Here is a 16726-nt window from a genome sequence, read left to right as displayed (position 1 = left end):
AACAGAAGATTCTGATGCCGGTGTTGAACATCGGCCTGCCCGACCGCTTCGTCGAGCAGGGTTCCCGCGAGGAATTGCTCAGCCTGTGCGGGCTCGATGCCAACGGCATCCGCCAGCAGATCGAAGCTTTTTGCGCTTAGGCAAGATCGTGCTGGCGGGGTATTTCAAATCCTTGTACCAGCGCACCATGACGGAGGCTTACGCGCAGGCCTCCCGCGAAATCATATCGACACTGAAGGAACTGGGCGGCCCGTGCCTGGACTGCGGCGCCGATTCCGGCGGCTGGTTCGAGCGTTTGGCGGCCGAATTGAACCTGGAACGCAGCCAGTATTACGGACTAGAATGGAACGGCGACGCGGTGGCAATCGCACGCCAAAAGCAGCTGAACGTCCAGCACGCCAATTTGAATCAAAAATTGCCTTTCGAAGCAGACAGCTTCAACTGCATATTCGCTCTGTCGGTTTTAGAGCACCTGCTTAACGGTTGCCAATTCTTGCGCGAAGCCAAGCGGGCGTTAAAGCCAGGCGGCAAACTGGTAATCTTGACTCCCAATATCAGCACCTACTTTACCGCGGCCTTGATTCTCGCAGGGCGCATGCCTTCCAGCGGACCGCATCCCGATTCCGACCTGTTCAACCAGACGCAGGAAATTTTCAAAGTCAGTCCGGAAGAACTGCAATGGGACACTGAGACGGATACGCCGGTACACCGGCATTTGGTCGTGTTCAGTTTTTTGGCATTGAAAAAGTATCTGAATTTGCTGGGTTTCAGCAACGTTACCGGTTACGGCTTCGGCTTGTATCCGCTACCCAATTTTCTGCAGCCGATTGCCGAAAAAATCGACCCTTACCACTGCCATCAGATGGTGTTCGTCGCGCAAAAATAGGATCTCAAGTCTCACCAACAGTGCAGAAATTCTAACTACCGATATTCAGTCAGTTGCCATCCATTATGTTAGAAATCAGCATCATTCCGGCGCTAGCCGACAACTATATCTACTTGCTGCACGAACCGGATAGCAGGGTAACCGCGGTCGTCGACCCGGCGGCGGCACTCCCGGTCATGGCTGCGCTGCAACGGTGCGGATTTGAGCTGAATTACATTTTCAATACCCACCACCACAGCGACCATATTGGCGCCAATCTGGAACTGAAAGCGGCGACAGGCTGTACAGTCGTCGGCGCCAAGGCCGATCATTCCAGAATTCCGGGCATCGACATCGGACTTGACGACGGCGACCGGATAGCACTCGGCGGCGAAACACTTCTAGCCATCGATACGCCGGGCCACACCGTCGGCCATATCGTCTACTACAGCGCCGGCAGTCGAGCCCTGTTTTGCGGCGACACCTTGTTTTCATTGGGTTGCGGCCGCCTGTTCGAAGGCAGCGCCGAACAAATGTGGCAATCGCTGCAAAAACTGAAAGCACTCCCGGCCGAGACCAAAATCTATTGCGCGCACGAATATACCGAAGCCAACGCCCGCTTCGCGTTGACGCTGGAACCCGGTAATCCGCAATTGCAGCGCCGTTACGCCGAAGTCTGCCAACTCCGGCGCAGTAACGCTCCCACCCTGCCCTCCACTATCGGCCAGGAATTGGCGACCAATCCGTTCCTGCGCGAACACAGCTCGGAGATCAGGCAACACCTCGCCCTGCCGGCGGCATCGGCATTGGAGGTTTTCGCCGCGATGCGCCGGCAGAAGGACCGGTTCCGCTAAAGCCCGCGGCAGCCGGTACTGGCGAAGTCTGCTAAACTGCGCTGTGGTTTCCACCGTAAATTGACCGCTCGATGAAAACACCTGAGTCGCTGAGTATTGTCCTGCCCGCCAAGAACGAAGCGGCAAACCTGCCGGTTTTTCTGCCGAAATTGCTGGAGTTGTACCCGCAGGCCGAAATTTTACTGGTCGACGACGGCTCCAGCGACGATACCGCCGCCATTGCCGGCGACGCCGGAGTCAAGGTGATCCGCCATCCCTATTGCATGGGTAACGGCGCATCGATTAAAACCGGAGCCAGACAAGCGAAGGGCGAAATTCTGGTGTTCATGGACGCCGACGGCCAACACGACCCGCACGATATTGCCGCATTATTGGCAAAAATAAACGCAGGCTACGACATGGCGGTCGGCGCCAGAAACGCCCGCAGCCATGCTTCGTGGTTCAGACGCGTTGCCAACCGCTTCTACAACAAGTTGGCGTCCTCGATGACCGGCCACCGAATCGAAGATCTGACCTCCGGCTTCCGTGCCGCACGCGCCGACAAATTCCGCAAATTTCTTTACCTGCTACCGAACGGATTTTCCTATCCGACCACCAGTACGATGGCGTTTTTCCGCTCCGGATTTCCGGTGGCTTACGTGCCGATCCAAGCCGGCAAACGTAGCGGCAAGAGCCACATTCGCCTGCTGCACGACGGCCTGCGTTTCTTCATCATCATTCTGCGCATCGGCGTACTGTTCTCGCCGATGCGCCTGTTTCTGCCGATCAGCGCCTCGATTTTTAGTCTTGGCGTCGGTTATTACGCCTACACCTATATTACTGAAGCCCGTTTCACCAACATGAGCGCCGTGCTATTTCTTTCCGCCATCGTGACCTTCCTGATCGGCATCGTCTCGGAACAAATCTCGTCTCTGCACTACAAAAACATCGAATAGCCGGCTCAAGCCCTTTCGCAACTGAAAATGACAAACTTGGCATTCGCCGCCACTTGCCGGCAGCGGCCGAACAGTTTTTTCAGCGTGATATGGTAATTGAGGTGGCGGTTACCGATCACCCGCAACTCGCCGCCGGGCCGTAACACCGCATGCGCCTGTTGGAACATGCGCCAGGCGATATGGTCGCCGATCGCGTGTTGTTGATGAAACGGCGGATTGCAGACGATGCAATCGGCACTGGCCGGTGCAAAACCGCTCAGGCAATCGCCGACGACGAACTTCGCCCGCGGCGCATCGCCGAACCGGCTGCGAAAATTTTCCGTTGCCGAAGCGATAGCCATGAACGATTCGTCGACAAACGCGACGTTCGCAGCCGGATTCAATTCGGCCAGGCGTAACCCGATCACGCCGTTGCCGCACCCCAGATCGATGAAGTCTCGATAACCCGGCTGGTCCGGGAGATGTTGCAACAGAAAGCGGGCACCAATATCCAGACTCTCCCGGGAAAATACATTGGCATGGTTGCAAAGCGGCGGCTCGTCGGCCGTCAAGCGGTAATAACTGGGGTAGGGATTTTGCGGCGGCCGAATACTCGGATCGAGACTGGCAAAAATCAGCCTGGCCTTTTTTCTGGCCAACGACGGCACGGTCGGTCCGACCAGCCGTTCCAGCAATTTCCAGGCATTGGCCGGTAAAGCCTTGACCATGCCGGCCGCAACGATGCGGCTATCCGGCCGCAATAACGGCCTGAGCCTATGCAACTGGTACTCCAGCAAGGCCAAAGTCTTCGGAATTTTGATGAGCAGCAGATCGATCGGCGTCGATGGCAGCGACAGACTATCCAACAACAGCACATGGTCGGCCGCTATAACGTTCGCGGCCAAATTTTCGCGAGTCGCCTGCTGCGACAACCAGGAGTCGGAAATGGCCGTCGGCCGAAATTCGCTCAACGCCACGGCCAGCGCCCCGAAGCTATCGTTCAGTATCACAATATTCTGACCGGCAAGCGTTTCGTTTTCGGCCAGATGATGCAGCAAATAGTCGTCGGCAGCGTCCCAGGCCTGCAACAATTCGTTTTTTCGGTAGGGTTGGCGCGTTAGCCGAAAACAGCCCTGCGGGACGCTGAATAGCTCTGCCATCGATAGTTAAATCCGGAAAATGGGAAATGTAGAGCTAACGAAGTCAGCGACAAATTGTCACGCGGCAAATTGCCACATTTCCAACGTTAGAATGCTCCAGTAAACTCACAGCAACTCTTGTATGCGTCCTTCGGGAAAATGAGAGTTACACCCCACCTCTTTGTGCGTTAGTGCCGGGTTCGGCGCTAACGCATTTTTTTTACGCGGCCAAATCGCGGCGTCCGGCTTCAAGCCCGAACAACCGGTAAAAATTCTCGCTGGATTGCTCCGCCACCGCTTCGACCGAGATACCGCGCAATTCGGCAATATGTTCGGCTACGTAGCGCACGTAAGTCGGATAGTTAGGCTTGCCGCGGTAAGGCACCGGGGCCAGATAAGGCGAATCGGTTTCGATCAGAAAGCGGTCGGCCGGAATTCTGCGCGCCACGTCTTTAATCGCTTCGGCATTTTTGAACGTGACTATGCCGGAGAACGACACGTAAAAATTCAACTCGATGGCCCGTTGCGCGTAGGCCCAATCTTCGGTAAAGCAGTGAATCACGCCGCCCACCGTATCGGCGCCTGCCGCCTGCAACACGTCCAAAGCATCCTGTCCGGCATCCCGGGTGTGAATGATCAAGGGCTTGTGCAACTGCTTGGCCACCGCGATGTGATTGCGGAAACGCTGAAACTGCCATTCCAGATCACCCTTGCTATGAAAATAATCCAGGCCGGTTTCGCCGATCGCAATCACCTTGTCGTTTGCCGCCAATCTCAACAATTCGTCGACGTCAGGCTCGCGGCCGTCGGTGACATTCGGATGCACGCCCACCGACAGCGAGATATCGGGATATGGCGCAGTTTGCGCCAACATCGCCGGATACGATTCCAGGTCGATGGCAATGCACAGCATGTGCTCGACGCCGGCTGCTCGGGCCGCGCCGACAAAAACGTCGAAATCGTTAGCATAAGGTGCCAGATCGATGCGGTCGAGATGGCAATGGGAATCGATGAACATGAAGCTTGGAAAATAGTAGCGCCGGACGGTAACCGTCCGGTTTCGGGTCACATGGTATGGGTGGAGCGGTCCGACTCCAGCGCGCCGGCCAGATAGGTTTCTATCTTATTGCGCGCCGCACCGCCGTCCTGGTCGCTGAACTGCACGCCGATACCGGCGGAACGGTAACCTTCGGCGCCGTTCGGCGTTTTCCAGATAATTTTACCGGCAATCGGCAAGCGCTCGGTCTCTTCCATCAAATTCAGCAACATGAAAACTTCCTCGCCCATTTCGTATTCGCGTTTGGTGGGGATGAACAGGCCGCCGTTTTTGACGAACGGCATATAAGCCGCATAAAGCGCGTTTTTATCCTTGATCGATAGCGACAGGATACCTTGTCGAGGAGCTGCTTCCGCCATAATGTCCGTGTGCGTTGAGTTGAGACCAGTCGATTAACAGTTGTTCTAGCATCAATTGCTGATTCAATTGCGTGGCCAACTGCGCTTTCGCCGTCAACACGCGGTCGTAGAATCGGTAAACTCCCCGCAATTCTAGCCGCTCAGCAACGCCTTGCAAGCTGTTTTTCAGATCGGGATTGGCAAAATGCGCCGAATCGGCCCGAAAAGCGCATTTGACGATATCGGCCAGCCAGCCGGCCATCCAGGCCAAAACCACATTCAATTCGATTTGTTCCTGCTTGTGCCAGCGCTCGGCAACGGCCAACCAATCGGTCTTACCCTCGGCAACTTGCAACCAGGCCCGAAAATATTCTTGCCGCAGTGACGCAATTCCGGTTTCGGCGTAACGCTGGGCCAACAGCGGCGCCCCGCCGGCCAAATCCAGCAGCAGCTCGGCCTGCTCCTGTACTCCCGAGCTGCGCAACCAGCGTAAGGCCACCTCGCGCTCCGGGATTTCGCAGACGATCTTCTGGCAGCGGCTACGTATCGTCGCCGGCAGACGGGCCGGTTGTTCGCTGATCAACAGCAAACAGGTTCTTTCGCCAGGCTCTTCCAGACACTTCAGAAACGCATTCGCCGACGCCGTGTTCAACGCATCGGCCGGCTGGAAAATTGCGACCCGGTAAGCCTGGTACTGCGGCTTCAACGCCAATTTAACAATGAGTTGCCTGACTTTATCGATACCGATGGCCTTGCCGGGCTCGTCGGGCTCGATCGCGATGAAGTCGGGATGAGTGCCGCCGTCGAATAATTTGCAGGCAGCGCAAGCGCCGCAGGGTGTACCTTCGTCTTGCGGCGCATGGCATAGCAAGGCACGGGCGTAATATTCGGCCAGATGGCGACGGCCCTGTCCGGCCGGGCCGGAAAACAGCAGGGCTTGCGGGATTCGGTTCTGCTGAATGTAACTCCGCAGCCGGTGCCAGTGTTGTTGCTGCCACGGATAAAGCGTCAGCTCGCCCATAATGTTTCCAACTCGGCGAGCAAGTGCGCCTGAACTTGCGGCAGCGGCAACGCCGCATCGATAATTTTGTAACGCACCGGATCCCCGGCAGCGCGCTGTAAATAGCTTTGGCGTATGCGTTCGAAAAAATCCAGTTGTTCGGTTTCGAAACGGTCCAGTTCGCCGCGGCGTTTGGCGCGTTGCAGACCGGTCTCGACCGGCGCGTCGAGTACGAAGGTCAAATCCGGGCGTAGTCCGCCCTGAACCATCCGCTCCAACCAGGCAATCGCAGCCGGGTCCATATTGCGCCCGGCGCCTTGATAGGCGTATGTCGCATCGGTAAAGCGATCGCAAACCACCCATTCCCCACGTTGCAAGGCTGGCTGAATCACGTGGCGGATGTGCTGAGACCTTGCCGCGAATACCAGCAGCAGTTCCGCCTGTTCGGTCAACGCTTCCTCGCTGTGGTCCAACAGAATGGCGCGGATCTTTTCGGCAATCGGCGTGCCGCCCGGCTCGCGGGTAACCAGCAGCGGAATGTTGCGCCCGGCCAGACATTGACGGATGAATTGTAAATTGGTGGATTTGCCTACGCCTTCGCCGCCTTCCAACGTGATGAATCGGCCCGGCCTCATCGTTGGTAACGGTCCACGTACTTCTCGTGCTCGGCCAGGGTTGCCGAAAAGGCGTGGCGACCGTTGCCACGGGCGACGAAAAACAAGGCATCGCCGTCGTCCGGATGCAAAGCGGCGGCGATCGACTGTTTGCCGGGCATTGCGATCGGCGTCGGCGGCAGTCCTTCGATCACGTAAGTGTTGTAAGGCGTCGGCTCGCGCAAGTCCTTATGGCGAATGTCGCCGTGGTAATCGTCGCCCATGCCGTAAATCACGGTCGGATCGGTTTGCAACAACATGCCCTTCTTCAAGCGGCGGGCAAATACGCCGGCGATTTGCCGCCGTTCTTCGCCGGCACCGGTTTCCTTCTCGACAATCGACGCCAGAATCAGCGCTTGATAGGGGTCGTCCAGCGGCACGTCCCGGTCGCGCTTGCGCCATTCCTCGCGCAGCACGGCCTGCATCCGGTCATGCGCTCGTTTCAGCAAATCCACGTCCGAGGTATTTTTTTCGAAAAAATAGGTGTCGGGGAAAAACAGCCCTTCCGGGTGATTCTTGTCGGAACCGACCTTCGCCATCAAGTCCTTCAGCTCGTTGTCGCTCAAGGTGTGCTGCAGATTCGGATTGTCCTTGATGGCCTGGAACATCTGCTTGAAGGTCCAGCCTTCCGGAAACGTAATCGAATATTGCCGGGTGCGGCCTTCGGTAAGTTGTTGCAATACGTCGGCGGCAGTGGCGCCCTTGGCCAGCACGTATTCGCCGACTTTCAAGGTGCGGTCCAACTGCTTGCGGTAGGCAAACAGCTTGAACCAAAACCGGTTCACCATGACCCGCTGATTGCGCAAGGTTTTGATCACCGATTCCAGGGTATCGCCCTTTTTGATTTCGATGACGGTTTCGCCGATCACAATCGGTTTTTTCTCGATAATGTGATAGTGCATGCCGGCCCAAATTGAAACCAGACCCAGAACCATCAGCAATGTAAAGGCGACTATGCTGCGGAACACGCTTGGGCCTCGGCCACTCTGGCCTGGTTCAATAAGCCCTGCATTCGCCGGGTCACCGGCCCTACGGCAAATACGCGTTGTTCCAAGCGCTTGATCGGCCAAATGCCGATCACCGAATTGGTCACGAACAACTCGTCAGCGGCCAGCACTTCGACTTGGTCCAGTGGGATTTCATACAGCGGAACGCCGATGTTACGGGCAAAATCGACGATCAACTCCCGGATTATCCCGGCCACACCGCAACCGGCCAGGCTCGGGGTATACAACTGGCCGGCCTTGACGGCAAACAGATTGCTCATCACGCCCTCGACCACGCGGTCTTCGCTATCCAGCATCAAGCCCTCCTGAATATCGTCGTCGCGCCATTCCGCCCGAGCCATAATTTGTTCCAGTCGATTCAAGTGCTTGATGCCGGCGAGAGTCGTATTAACCGACAAGCGTTGCCAACAAAAACGGGCGCGGATACCGTCGGTTTGGAATGTTTCCGGATAATCCGGATAAGGATGCAGGCTGAGTAGCCGGGTAGGTTGAATCGGTTCGGGTTGGCGGTAACCCCGCCCGCCGGAACCGCGGGTGACGATGATTTTCAGCACGCCACGTTCGGCCTGTTGCGCCAACTTCGCGGCTTCTCCGGCGAGAAGTTCGGCTGCCGGCATCGGAATCAGCAGACGCTGACAACCGAGTGCCAACCGACGCAGATGCCGATCGAGAAACAGCGGCCTGCCGTCAAGAACCTCGATGGTTTCGAACAGGCCGTCGCCGTATTGAAAGCCGCGATCGGCAACGTCGACGTAGTGTCCGGGTGCGCCATTCAGTAAAAACATAGCCGGACACTGTCGGATCTGACCGCTTTATTCGAAACGTTTGAAAACCAGCGAGCCGTTGGTGCCGCCGAAGCCAAACGAATTGGAAATCGCCAGATCGATTTTCATGTCTCTGGCGGTGTTAGGCACGTAATCCAGATCGCAATCGGGATCCTGGTTTTCCAGGTTGATGGTCGGCGGCGCGATTTGGTGCTTGATCGCCAGCGCCGTCAGAACCGCTTCGATACCGCCGGCAGCGCCCAACAGATGGCCGATCATCGACTTGGTCGAACTCACCGCCAGTTTGTAGGCATGATCGCCCAGCGCCTTTTTCATGGCGTGGGTTTCGCCGACGTCGCCGGCCGGCGTCGAAGTGCCGTGGGCGTTGATGTAATCGACCTGTTCCGGGTTGATTTTGGCGTCGCGCATCGCATTGCGCATGCAGCGCGCTGCGCCTTCGCCCCCCTCGGACGGCGAGGTGATATGGTAGGCATCGCCGCTCATGCCGTAACCGACCAGTTCCGCATAAATCTTGGCGCCGCGCGCTTTGGCGTGCTCCAACTCTTCCAGGACGATCACACCGGCGCCGTCGCTGAGGACGAAACCGTCGCGGTCGCGGTCCCAGGGCCGGCTGGCGCGTTGCGGATCGTCGTTGCGCCGCGACAACGCTTTCGCCGAAGCGAAGCCGCCCATCGCCGTCGGCGAGGTGGTGCAGCGCTCGGCACCGCCTGCAACCATCACGTCGGCATCGCCGTATTTGATCAGACGCGCAGCATCGCCGATGTTATGGGTACCGGTGGAACAGGCCGTTACGATCGCAAAATTCGGCCCTTTCATGCCGTATTTGATCGACAGGTTGCCGGAAATCATGTTGATGATGTTGCCGGGCACGAAAAACGGCGAGATCCGGCGCGGACCGCCCGCCACATATGTGGCGTAACACTCCTCGATCCCGGTGATACCGCCGATGCCGGCACCGATCGCAACGCCGATACGCTCGGCGTTTTCTTCGGTGACGACGATGCCGGAATCCTCGATCGCCTGGCAGCCGGCGGCGATACCGTAGTGGACGAAGCCGTCCATTCGTTTGGCGTCCTTCTCCGGAATGTAGTCTCCGATATTGAAGTTTCTGATCACGCCGCCGAAAGTCGTTGCGAAAGGCGAGATATCAAAGGAATCGATCGGCCCGATGCCGCTCCTGCCATTGACAATACCGTCCCAGGTATCCGCAACATTGTTGGCTAACGGCGTAACAGCGCCTAAGCCCGTAATTACAACTCGACGTGTGCTCACAGTAAACTACCGGTAATTAAAGAAGACAACCAGAGAAGGGGGATATATCGGCTAGTGGATGGCATCATCCACTAGCGTTTGAAAACAACTTGCTGTTATTGCAGATTGGCGTTGATGTAATCGATAGCCAATTGGACGGTGGTGATTTTTTCGGCTTCTTCGTCCGGAATTTCGCATTCGAATTCTTCTTCCAAAGCCATGACGAGTTCAACTGTGTCTAAAGAATCAGCACCAAGATCGTCGACAAAAGACGCATCGTTTGCGATTTCTTCCTTTACGCCTAATTGTTCCGCGACAATCTTTTTTACTCGTTCTTCGATATTACTCATATGTTTTTCCTCGAACAATGCAAATGCCCGATTGCAAGCACTTACCTTATCTTTAGTGTTGTATTAATTGAATTTGCTATCTCGTCACCGGCCTAGCCTAACGACTTCGCGGATTATACTTGATGTTCCAAAAAATTCACAACATTAGCCCGACCGCCGGACTTGGCCGCTCCGCTAGGCGGCCTTGCCTCTCAAATTTTTCAGAATTTCCTCCAACGGCACCAAATTCAGCTTGATTCGATACAAAATCGCGCCGTCTTCCAGCAAACCGAAGCACTCGTAAGTACGCAACATAATATTGGTTTGGTTGAGCGTATTGTCTTTCGATTCCGGCAATTGCTTGACCAAGATATGCAGTTTGTCGTTGTTTTTCACCCTTGCCAGATGCGTCCTGTCCACCGAGATATCGTGCGAGGTGTAGACCATCGGATTGCGTTTGAAATCGTGGTTCTCCAACTGCGCTTTTTCCAGCAAGGCTCCTGAAGTCAGGCTGCAAGGATACACCTCCGGATAATGCGCAACATGGGTCAATTCGTCGAAATAATCCGATTGTTCGGCAAACGATCCGGACAGAAAGTTTTTGACGTTGCCGTTATTCATCCACTTCCGCTTCAGAAAGAAGCCGGTACCGGGCACCACGGTTTTATCGGCAACGCCGTTCAAATCCGGCAAACCGCTCAAATCGACATCGGCCAAAAACAGCGGCGACTTGGTCTCCTTCTTGTAACCCAGCAAAATGGTCTTGCCCTGCGACTTGATCGCCACCCGGTTGGTCAAGGTCAGTTCCGGAATGGTATTGATCAGAGTCTTCTTGATATTCAACGTCATTTCCTGCCGCGGCCGCAGCGCGTTGACGAAGGTGATCTGGTAATTGCTGAACCGCAACTGCTTCTCGGCAATGATTTGGTCTTCGTGCTGCGCCTCGCGGTACAACCGCATCTGGTATTCGATCAGCGTGTTCAATTGAAAACCCAACACGATCGGGCCCTTAAACGGGTTATGGGTAATCTGCAACCATTTGTGCTTGTCGTGAAACAGGTTGAAATCGTCGGAGGCGTTACGGGCAACTTCAATATGGATTTGTTCGAAGGTAAACGACTGTTGCGTCATCGGCTGCTCATCCTTAATGGTCAAGCTGGCCATTGTAGGCCGAATCGGCCCGAACCAACAAAAATCTCCCGACAGTCTTAGCGGATTGCTTGGCCGCTATGCGACTGGCTCCAGGGATTCGGCAAGACCTAGCCGCAACAGCGCATCGACCTGGCTACGGATTTGCGAGGCAACCTTGGGATCGAGCTGATTCAGCCAGCGCTTTGGAATGCCGTCTACGCCGTATTGTGCGCCGGCCAACATGCCCGCCAGCGCACCGGTGGTATCGGCATCACCGCCTTGGTTGACAGTGGCGATCAGACAGGACTCGAAGCTATCGCTATTGAAAAAATGGTGCAGCACGGTCTGCACGGTATCGACGATAAACCCCGACGCCCGGCCCGGATAAGGTTCGAACGAGAACTCGGCGAATCGATCTACGAGTTTCGACGCAACCTCGAGGCAGGCTTCCATCCCCTGGCCGCCGATCAAAAGGCTCGCCATGGTTCCCAGCGCCAGGGTGGCGGCATCAGACAAGGGATGGTGATGGGTAATTCGGCTTTGTTGCAAACTCCACTGCTCGAACACTTCCGGCCGCTGCAAGGTCGCCAACACCACCGGCAGATTGCGCATGCAGGCACCGTTCCCGGCTTCGTCGTCGCGCGGTTCGCCCGACAGTTCGCCCCGGTCGCGAAACCGGAGAATGCCGCGCCGGCAGGTATTGCCGACGTCGACCGGCCCGCTTTCCAGCCAGGCCAGAAAATTTTCGGCCACCGCCCGCAAATTCCAGCCTTGGTTATCAACGATTGCCTGGGCCAACGCCAAACACATCTGGGTGTCGTCGGTAACCTGGCCCGGCGCCAAAGCCAACCAACCGCCGCCAATGATGTCGCGGTGCACGCCGTAATGTTTTTGAATCCGCTTGGGCGACATGAATTCGACCGTCGCTCCCAAGGCATCGCCGCAGGCAAAGCCCAAATAAGCCCCCAGTGCCCGACTTATAATCTGTTCGTTCATCAACTCAACACCTTAACCCGGTAATCGCCGCCAATCGCCAGATATTCCGCTTCGCCACGCAAGGCATGATGCGGCAGCAGTTCGTTAAAAAACACCAGTTTTACCATCGGCACCTGTACTTGCAGAATATTGGCGCCGAATTCGCTGGCAATGCCCGGCCGATCGGTAAACGAGACGATACTGTTGAAGCGTACGATTTTATCGTGCCGGCCTTCTTCCTTGACGACGTAATCTTCCAACGCGTCCACGCCCCGGTAAAGGGTTTTGTGAGTCGCGGCCGGAACCTGGAACCGCTCGACCACCCACTGGCAAAACTCGTAAACCAGATCCAACTGCATATAGATACAGTTGTTGTGGTAACGGCTGTTCATCTTTTCTTCGATATAAGTCAGCCAGTCGTTGCTGATGAAATTGCGAATCCTGGTTTTATGAAAGTTCGGAAACAAACCGAAGCGGCTTTCCACCCAGCCCTTCATTACCGCACCCTGGGCATTGTTGGAATCCATCCCCCAATCCTGGATCAAGCGCAGGTAACTGTTACGGTAACGGCGCCGGCCCTGCGCGTCGTCGCGCAAGCGCTGTTCGGTTTCGAAGCCGAACACCACGCACATGTAGTCCTGGAACACCCTGCCGCAATCGGCCAAAGTCGCTTGTTGCGCCAATTGGTCGAATAAACCTGGCGCCGACTCCCGCGTGCCGGCAATATGCAAGGGCTTGGGATGGTCGTTGAACAATTGGCTAGCGATACAGGCGGTCGCAACACCGATTAAATTGGTACTGTGACCGTAACGGCTGATGTCGGGCATTCGTTAAATGATGCGTTGGTTCGCGGTACCGGCATTCTGACATCGATCCCCGCCGCTTGCCATACCGGCACGGATCACTCCTCATCGCCACGCCGGCAACAAACCCCGGTTTGCGAATTAGCCGGCGCGGTAGCACAATGCGTCATCGTTGCACAGCAATCGGGAGTTCGACCATGGCGCATTCTTTGTCATTTCGCCGGCTGATATTGGCCTTGCAAGCGGCCCGCCGCCAACACCTCCAGACTCAGCAGCGCCCGTCACCGGTTACGGCAACCGAACTCGGCTGGAATCGGCGCCGCTTCGTCAAAACCTCGGTCGCGGCCGGTATCGCCGGCCTGCTCGGCCAAAGTCTGCCCTTACCGGCCAACGCCAACATTAGCCGCACGCGACAACGCGTCGCAATTATTGGCGCCGGCATCGCCGGTTTAAACGCCGCCTATCGCCTGCAACGAGCCGGCATAACCGCGACGGTTTACGAGGCCCGCAACCGCGCCGGCGGCCGCATGCTGTCGACCCGCATCAATGGCGGTTTGACCGTCGATCTAGGCGCGGAATTGATCAATACCGATCACCACGACATGCGCGCCCTGGCCAAAGCCTTCGATATTCCGTTGTTCAACAAGCTGAAAGACGCCAGGCGCCTACCCTATCCGAAGGAAGCCTATTTATTCGACGGCGTCGCTTACAGCGAAGCGCAGCTCGCGTTGGACCTGGCCGACCTGGCCGGGCAGATCGGCGACGACGCCGGCCTGCTGGACAGCGATTGGGATACTTACGCCCCGGCATTCGACCAGCTCTCGGTCGCCGATTACCTAGACCGCCACGCCGATAAAATCTCCCAACCCTACGTCCGCCCCCTGCTGGAAAACGCGATTCGGACCGAATACGGCGTCGAAGCGGCCGAGTCCTCGGCATTACAGCTGTTGTTTCTGTTACCGGTCGTAAACGGTCAAACGGTCGAACTGCTCAGCTACAGCGACGAAGCCTTTGCCGTGCAGGGCGGCTCGGCATCGATTACCGATGCGCTCGCCGCAAGCTTGGCCGGCCAAATCCGGTTCGGCACAGCCCTGCACAGTATCGACCGGCACAACGGCCGCTACGCGCTGCAATTTGCCGATCGAAGCCAAGCCGATGCCGACATCGTCATTATCGCGATGCCGTTTCCAGCCTTGCGCCGCGTCGATTTGCGCGTTTCGTTGCCGGCGCGGTTCCGCCGCTTCATCGCCGAAACCGGCCTGGGCGTTAACGAGAAGCTGATCGCCGGATTCGACCGGCGCTTCTGGCACCAGCCGAACGGCTTTAGCCTGGCGGCCTGGACCGACCTGGGCTTCGCCGAAGTTTGGGACGAATCGCAGCGCCAACCCCGGCGCACCGACGGCGCCTTGAATTTCTTTTTGGGCGGCGACCAAGCCCGGCAATTCAACCGCACATCCAATTTTAACGCCGTAGCCGACCGCTTCATCGCCGATTTGGACCGCTTCGTACCGGGCGCCGCCGTTTCCGCCAACGGCGCCAATATTCGCAGCGTCTGGGGTAACAGCCGTTACACCGGCGGCGGCTACGCCAACTTCGCTCCTGGTCAGCTCAGCGAATTTGCCGACTACTTCTGGGTCGAGGCCAATCCTGCCGCGGCGCAGCAAGTGGTATTCGACCGGCTGCTGTTCGCCGGCGAACATCTGAGCGATGCTTATTACGGCTTCATGGAAGGCGGCGCCCAAACCGGCCGGCTGGCGGCGGACTACGTCATAAAACAACTGTAACCGCGCCAGGCCCTGCCGCAGCGGCTTCCTAACCATCACCCATTCGGAGACTTGCTATGGACCCAAAACGTTATCGCGGCTGTACCAACGTTTCCGGCGCTGTTGCCATCGACGCCAACCATTTCGTCGTCGCCGACGATGAAGACAACCTGCTCGGCGTGTTCGACAGCAGCCATGAACAAGTCTTACCGCCCCGCATCGCGTTGTCTGAATTGTTTGCCGGCGAAATCGAAGACGGCAAAGGCTGCGAAATCGATTTGGAAGGCGCCGCCGCGATCGGCGACGTTTATTTCTGGATCGGATCGCACAGCACCAACAAAGACGGCGAACGCCGCCCCAGCCGCCACCGGCTGTTCGCACTGCAAATCCAGCGCAACGCCGTCGGCGAATTCAGCGGACAGCGTTATGGGCAAATTTACCGGACCTTGATCGACGACCTGATCCTGGACCGCCGGTTTAAACCCTATCGGTTGGATAAGGCAGTTGGCATCGCGCCCAAAGCCTTGGGCGGCCTCAGTATCGAAGGTTTGGCGGCCACGCCGGAGCAAAGTTTGCTGATCGGTTTCCGCAATCCGCTGACCGGCGGCACCGAGAAAAACGGCCGATTACAAGACGGTAAGGCCCTGATCGTGCCGCTACTGAATCCGCTAAACCTTCTGCAAGGCCAAGCCGCAAAATTCGGCGACCCGATCGAACTGGACCTCGGCGGCTACGGCATCCGCGACATCGCCTGGCGCCAAGGCAACGAATACCTTATTGTCGCCGGGCCTTACCATGCCAACGAAGACCGGCGCGAGAAACACCGACTGTATCTGTGGCACAGCAACGGCCGAACCGACAAACCCAAGCGTTTGGACGCCGAACTTGGCGAATTGAATATCGAAGCGGCGTTCTTTTTTCCCGGCAAAAAGGATCGGGTCGAATTGTTGAGCGACGATGGCGATACGAAGGGGTTTCAGCGCGTTTCGGTAAAACTTTGACGTAACAATAAGTTTTCGTTTTTGAAGTACGAAAGGTCTCAGGCCGCGAGTTTTAAAATCTCTGAGCCCACTCCGAAATTCTTGACGTTTTGCTTCAGAGCGAATCCCCCGTAATTTAGCTAAGATAGAATATGAATGTATGTAATCCCGGATTCGGGAGATATACAGAATCCATATATCGGCTTGTCGGGCAACATTAAATAAGGAGATATTTGCATGGCCCTCACAAATGCATACGTACAGGTATACGGTCAGTTGCCCGAGATATTTCAACGTATATCAGAAGCTTCTGCTCCAGAGAAGTTTACTACTCAACACCTAAAAGACTGGGGCTACACATCATCGAATTTTCGTGCCGTGATTCCTGTGCTGAAGGCACTCGGTTTTTTGTCCGCGGATGGCACACCGACGATTCGCTATCACGATTATCGAGGCGGCGCTCCTCGGCATGTGATGGCAGAGGCAATCAAGGAAGCTTATGGCGATCTGTTTACGATAAAAGCAAAGCCGACAACGGCCGACCGCGACCTAATCGAAGGTAAATTCAAGAGTACGCATAACGCGAGCCCAAATGTGGCAAAACTCATGGCTGCGACGTTCTTCGCGTTGCTAGATCTTGCTGACTTGAATGTAGCGCCGCAAGCCGCACCTGAGTCAAAATTCGCCGAAAAGGAAACACCATTGCAGAAAGAAGAAGATCCCAGACAAAAGGGGCATGGTCGCCCATCATTGCACTACAACATTCAAATACACCTCCCTGCGACAAAAGACATAGAGGTATTCAACGCAATCTTCAAATCATTGAAGGAGCACCTCCTTGACTAACTTCCGGAAGGATCTTCGTGACTATATGTTTCGAGG

Annotated in this window: 18 protein-coding genes; 6 read left to right on the top strand and 12 right to left on the bottom strand. The window is 56.4% G+C overall.

Features of this window, described 5'->3' with window-relative positions; translation table 11 throughout:
* Window positions 1-130: 130 nt before the first annotated feature.
* The 3 genes from NP603_RS18240 to NP603_RS18230 all read left to right on the top strand — a co-directional run bounded on the left by NP603_RS18240 (window position 131) and on the right by NP603_RS18230 (window position 2654).
* Window positions 131-886: a class I SAM-dependent methyltransferase gene (locus tag NP603_RS18240; RefSeq protein ID WP_256612286.1), complete on the top strand. Its 756-nt coding sequence runs from the start codon at window positions 131-133 to the stop codon at window positions 884-886.
* A 65-nt stretch (window positions 887-951) separates the two neighbouring features.
* Window positions 952-1719, top strand: coding sequence for a hydroxyacylglutathione hydrolase (gene gloB / locus NP603_RS18235; protein ID WP_256612285.1), 768 nt, complete (start codon window positions 952-954; stop codon window positions 1717-1719).
* 71 nt (window positions 1720-1790) lie between these two features.
* A complete protein-coding gene (locus tag NP603_RS18230) occupies window positions 1791-2654 on the top strand; it encodes a glycosyltransferase family 2 protein (protein ID WP_256612284.1) in 864 nt (287 codons plus the stop codon).
* 5 nt (window positions 2655-2659) lie between these two features.
* Here NP603_RS18230 and NP603_RS18225 read toward each other — a convergent pair whose 3' ends face one another.
* The 12 genes from NP603_RS18225 to NP603_RS18170 form a co-directional block, all read right to left on the bottom strand.
* Window positions 2660-3793 (bottom strand): methyltransferase, encoded by a 1134-nt coding sequence (locus tag NP603_RS18225; protein WP_256612283.1) that lies wholly within the window; start codon window positions 3791-3793, stop codon window positions 2660-2662.
* 199 nt (window positions 3794-3992) lie between these two features.
* Window positions 3993-4790, bottom strand: a complete 798-nt coding sequence (locus NP603_RS18220; protein ID WP_256612282.1) for a TatD family hydrolase — start codon at window positions 4788-4790, stop codon at window positions 3993-3995.
* A gap of 47 nt (window positions 4791-4837) precedes the next feature.
* Entirely contained in the window at window positions 4838-5188 is a 351-nt protein-coding gene (locus tag NP603_RS18215) for a PilZ domain-containing protein (RefSeq protein WP_054763059.1), read from the bottom strand.
* Window positions 5136-6188, bottom strand: coding sequence for a DNA polymerase III subunit delta' (locus NP603_RS18210; RefSeq protein WP_256612281.1), 1053 nt, complete (start codon window positions 6186-6188; stop codon window positions 5136-5138). The genes NP603_RS18215 and NP603_RS18210 overlap by 53 nt, the downstream gene beginning before the upstream one ends.
* Window positions 6176-6802: a dTMP kinase gene (gene tmk / locus NP603_RS18205; protein WP_256612280.1), complete on the bottom strand. Its 627-nt coding sequence runs from the start codon at window positions 6800-6802 to the stop codon at window positions 6176-6178. Before tmk ends, NP603_RS18210 begins: the two co-directional genes overlap by 13 nt.
* Window positions 6799-7788 (bottom strand): endolytic transglycosylase MltG, encoded by a 990-nt coding sequence (gene mltG, locus NP603_RS18200; protein ID WP_256612278.1) that lies wholly within the window; start codon window positions 7786-7788, stop codon window positions 6799-6801. Before mltG ends, tmk begins: the two co-directional genes overlap by 4 nt.
* Window positions 7773-8612, bottom strand: a complete 840-nt coding sequence (gene pabC / locus NP603_RS18195) for an aminodeoxychorismate lyase (protein ID WP_256612277.1) — start codon at window positions 8610-8612, stop codon at window positions 7773-7775. The genes mltG and pabC overlap by 16 nt, the downstream gene beginning before the upstream one ends.
* A gap of 27 nt (window positions 8613-8639) precedes the next feature.
* Complete coding sequence (gene fabF / locus NP603_RS18190; protein WP_256612276.1) at window positions 8640-9884, bottom strand: beta-ketoacyl-ACP synthase II; 1245 nt, start codon at window positions 9882-9884, stop codon at window positions 8640-8642.
* Window positions 9885-9979: 95 nt separating this feature from the next.
* Complete coding sequence (gene acpP / locus NP603_RS18185) at window positions 9980-10213, bottom strand: acyl carrier protein (RefSeq protein WP_013820083.1); 234 nt, start codon at window positions 10211-10213, stop codon at window positions 9980-9982.
* A gap of 174 nt (window positions 10214-10387) precedes the next feature.
* On the bottom strand, window positions 10388-11323 hold the full coding sequence (locus NP603_RS18180; RefSeq protein WP_256612275.1) for a hypothetical protein: 936 nt from the start codon (window positions 11321-11323) through the stop codon (window positions 10388-10390).
* Between the two features lie 96 nt (window positions 11324-11419).
* The gene (gene draG, locus NP603_RS18175) at window positions 11420-12319 is read right to left on the bottom strand and encodes an ADP-ribosyl-[dinitrogen reductase] hydrolase (protein ID WP_256612274.1); all 900 of its coding nucleotides are present in this window, start codon (window positions 12317-12319) and stop codon (window positions 11420-11422) included.
* Window positions 12319-13125 (bottom strand): NAD(+)--dinitrogen-reductase ADP-D-ribosyltransferase, encoded by an 807-nt coding sequence (locus NP603_RS18170; RefSeq protein ID WP_256612273.1) that lies wholly within the window; start codon window positions 13123-13125, stop codon window positions 12319-12321. Before NP603_RS18170 ends, draG begins: the two co-directional genes overlap by 1 nt.
* Before the next feature lie 173 nt (window positions 13126-13298).
* On the opposite strand from NP603_RS18170, the gene NP603_RS18165 reads away from it, so the two are divergent.
* The 3 genes from NP603_RS18165 to NP603_RS18155 all read left to right on the top strand — a co-directional run bounded on the left by NP603_RS18165 (window position 13299) and on the right by NP603_RS18155 (window position 16690).
* Complete coding sequence (locus NP603_RS18165) at window positions 13299-14885, top strand: flavin monoamine oxidase family protein (RefSeq protein WP_256612272.1); 1587 nt, start codon at window positions 13299-13301, stop codon at window positions 14883-14885.
* A gap of 56 nt (window positions 14886-14941) precedes the next feature.
* Entirely contained in the window at window positions 14942-15865 is a 924-nt protein-coding gene (locus tag NP603_RS18160) for a DUF3616 domain-containing protein (protein ID WP_256612271.1), read from the top strand.
* A 216-nt stretch (window positions 15866-16081) separates the two neighbouring features.
* Window positions 16082-16690 (top strand): DUF5343 domain-containing protein, encoded by a 609-nt coding sequence (locus NP603_RS18155; protein WP_256612270.1) that lies wholly within the window; start codon window positions 16082-16084, stop codon window positions 16688-16690.
* The last annotated feature ends 36 nt before the right edge of the window (window positions 16691-16726 follow it).

Origin of the sequence: Methylomonas aurea (assembly GCF_024505045.1) — a bacterium.
GTDB classification, from domain to species: domain Bacteria; phylum Pseudomonadota; class Gammaproteobacteria; order Methylococcales; family Methylomonadaceae; genus Methylomonas; species Methylomonas aurea.
The sequence above is the reverse complement of the archived record's forward strand: the minus strand, read 5'-3'. Positions and strand labels throughout refer to the sequence as shown.

Bases quoted from the DNA above. Each gene is read 5' to 3' on its own strand.
- gloB (WP_256612285.1), top strand. From the start codon at position 952: ATGTTAGAAATCAGCATCATTCCGGCGCTAGCCGACAACTATATCTAC.
- NP603_RS18230 (WP_256612284.1), top strand. From the start codon at position 1,791: ATGAAAACACCTGAGTCGCTGAGTATTGTCCTGCCCGCCAAGAACGAA.
- NP603_RS18225 (WP_256612283.1), bottom strand. From the start codon at position 3,793: ATGGCAGAGCTATTCAGCGTCCCGCAGGGCTGTTTTCGGCTAACGCGC.
- NP603_RS18220 (WP_256612282.1), bottom strand. From the start codon at position 4,790: ATGTTCATCGATTCCCATTGCCATCTCGACCGCATCGATCTGGCACCT.
- NP603_RS18215 (WP_054763059.1), bottom strand. From the start codon at position 5,188: ATGGCGGAAGCAGCTCCTCGACAAGGTATCCTGTCGCTATCGATCAAG.
- NP603_RS18210 (WP_256612281.1), bottom strand. From the start codon at position 6,188: ATGGGCGAGCTGACGCTTTATCCGTGGCAGCAACAACACTGGCACCGG.
- tmk (WP_256612280.1), bottom strand. From the start codon at position 6,802: ATGAGGCCGGGCCGATTCATCACGTTGGAAGGCGGCGAAGGCGTAGGC.
- pabC (WP_256612277.1), bottom strand. From the start codon at position 8,612: ATGTTTTTACTGAATGGCGCACCCGGACACTACGTCGACGTTGCCGAT.
- acpP (WP_013820083.1), bottom strand. From the start codon at position 10,213: ATGAGTAATATCGAAGAACGAGTAAAAAAGATTGTCGCGGAACAATTA.
- NP603_RS18180 (WP_256612275.1), bottom strand. From the start codon at position 11,323: ATGACGCAACAGTCGTTTACCTTCGAACAAATCCATATTGAAGTTGCC.
- draG (WP_256612274.1), bottom strand. From the start codon at position 12,319: ATGAACGAACAGATTATAAGTCGGGCACTGGGGGCTTATTTGGGCTTT.
- NP603_RS18170 (WP_256612273.1), bottom strand. From the start codon at position 13,125: ATGCCCGACATCAGCCGTTACGGTCACAGTACCAATTTAATCGGTGTT.
- NP603_RS18165 (WP_256612272.1), top strand. From the start codon at position 13,299: ATGGCGCATTCTTTGTCATTTCGCCGGCTGATATTGGCCTTGCAAGCG.
- NP603_RS18160 (WP_256612271.1), top strand. From the start codon at position 14,942: ATGGACCCAAAACGTTATCGCGGCTGTACCAACGTTTCCGGCGCTGTT.
- NP603_RS18155 (WP_256612270.1), top strand. From the start codon at position 16,082: ATGGCCCTCACAAATGCATACGTACAGGTATACGGTCAGTTGCCCGAG.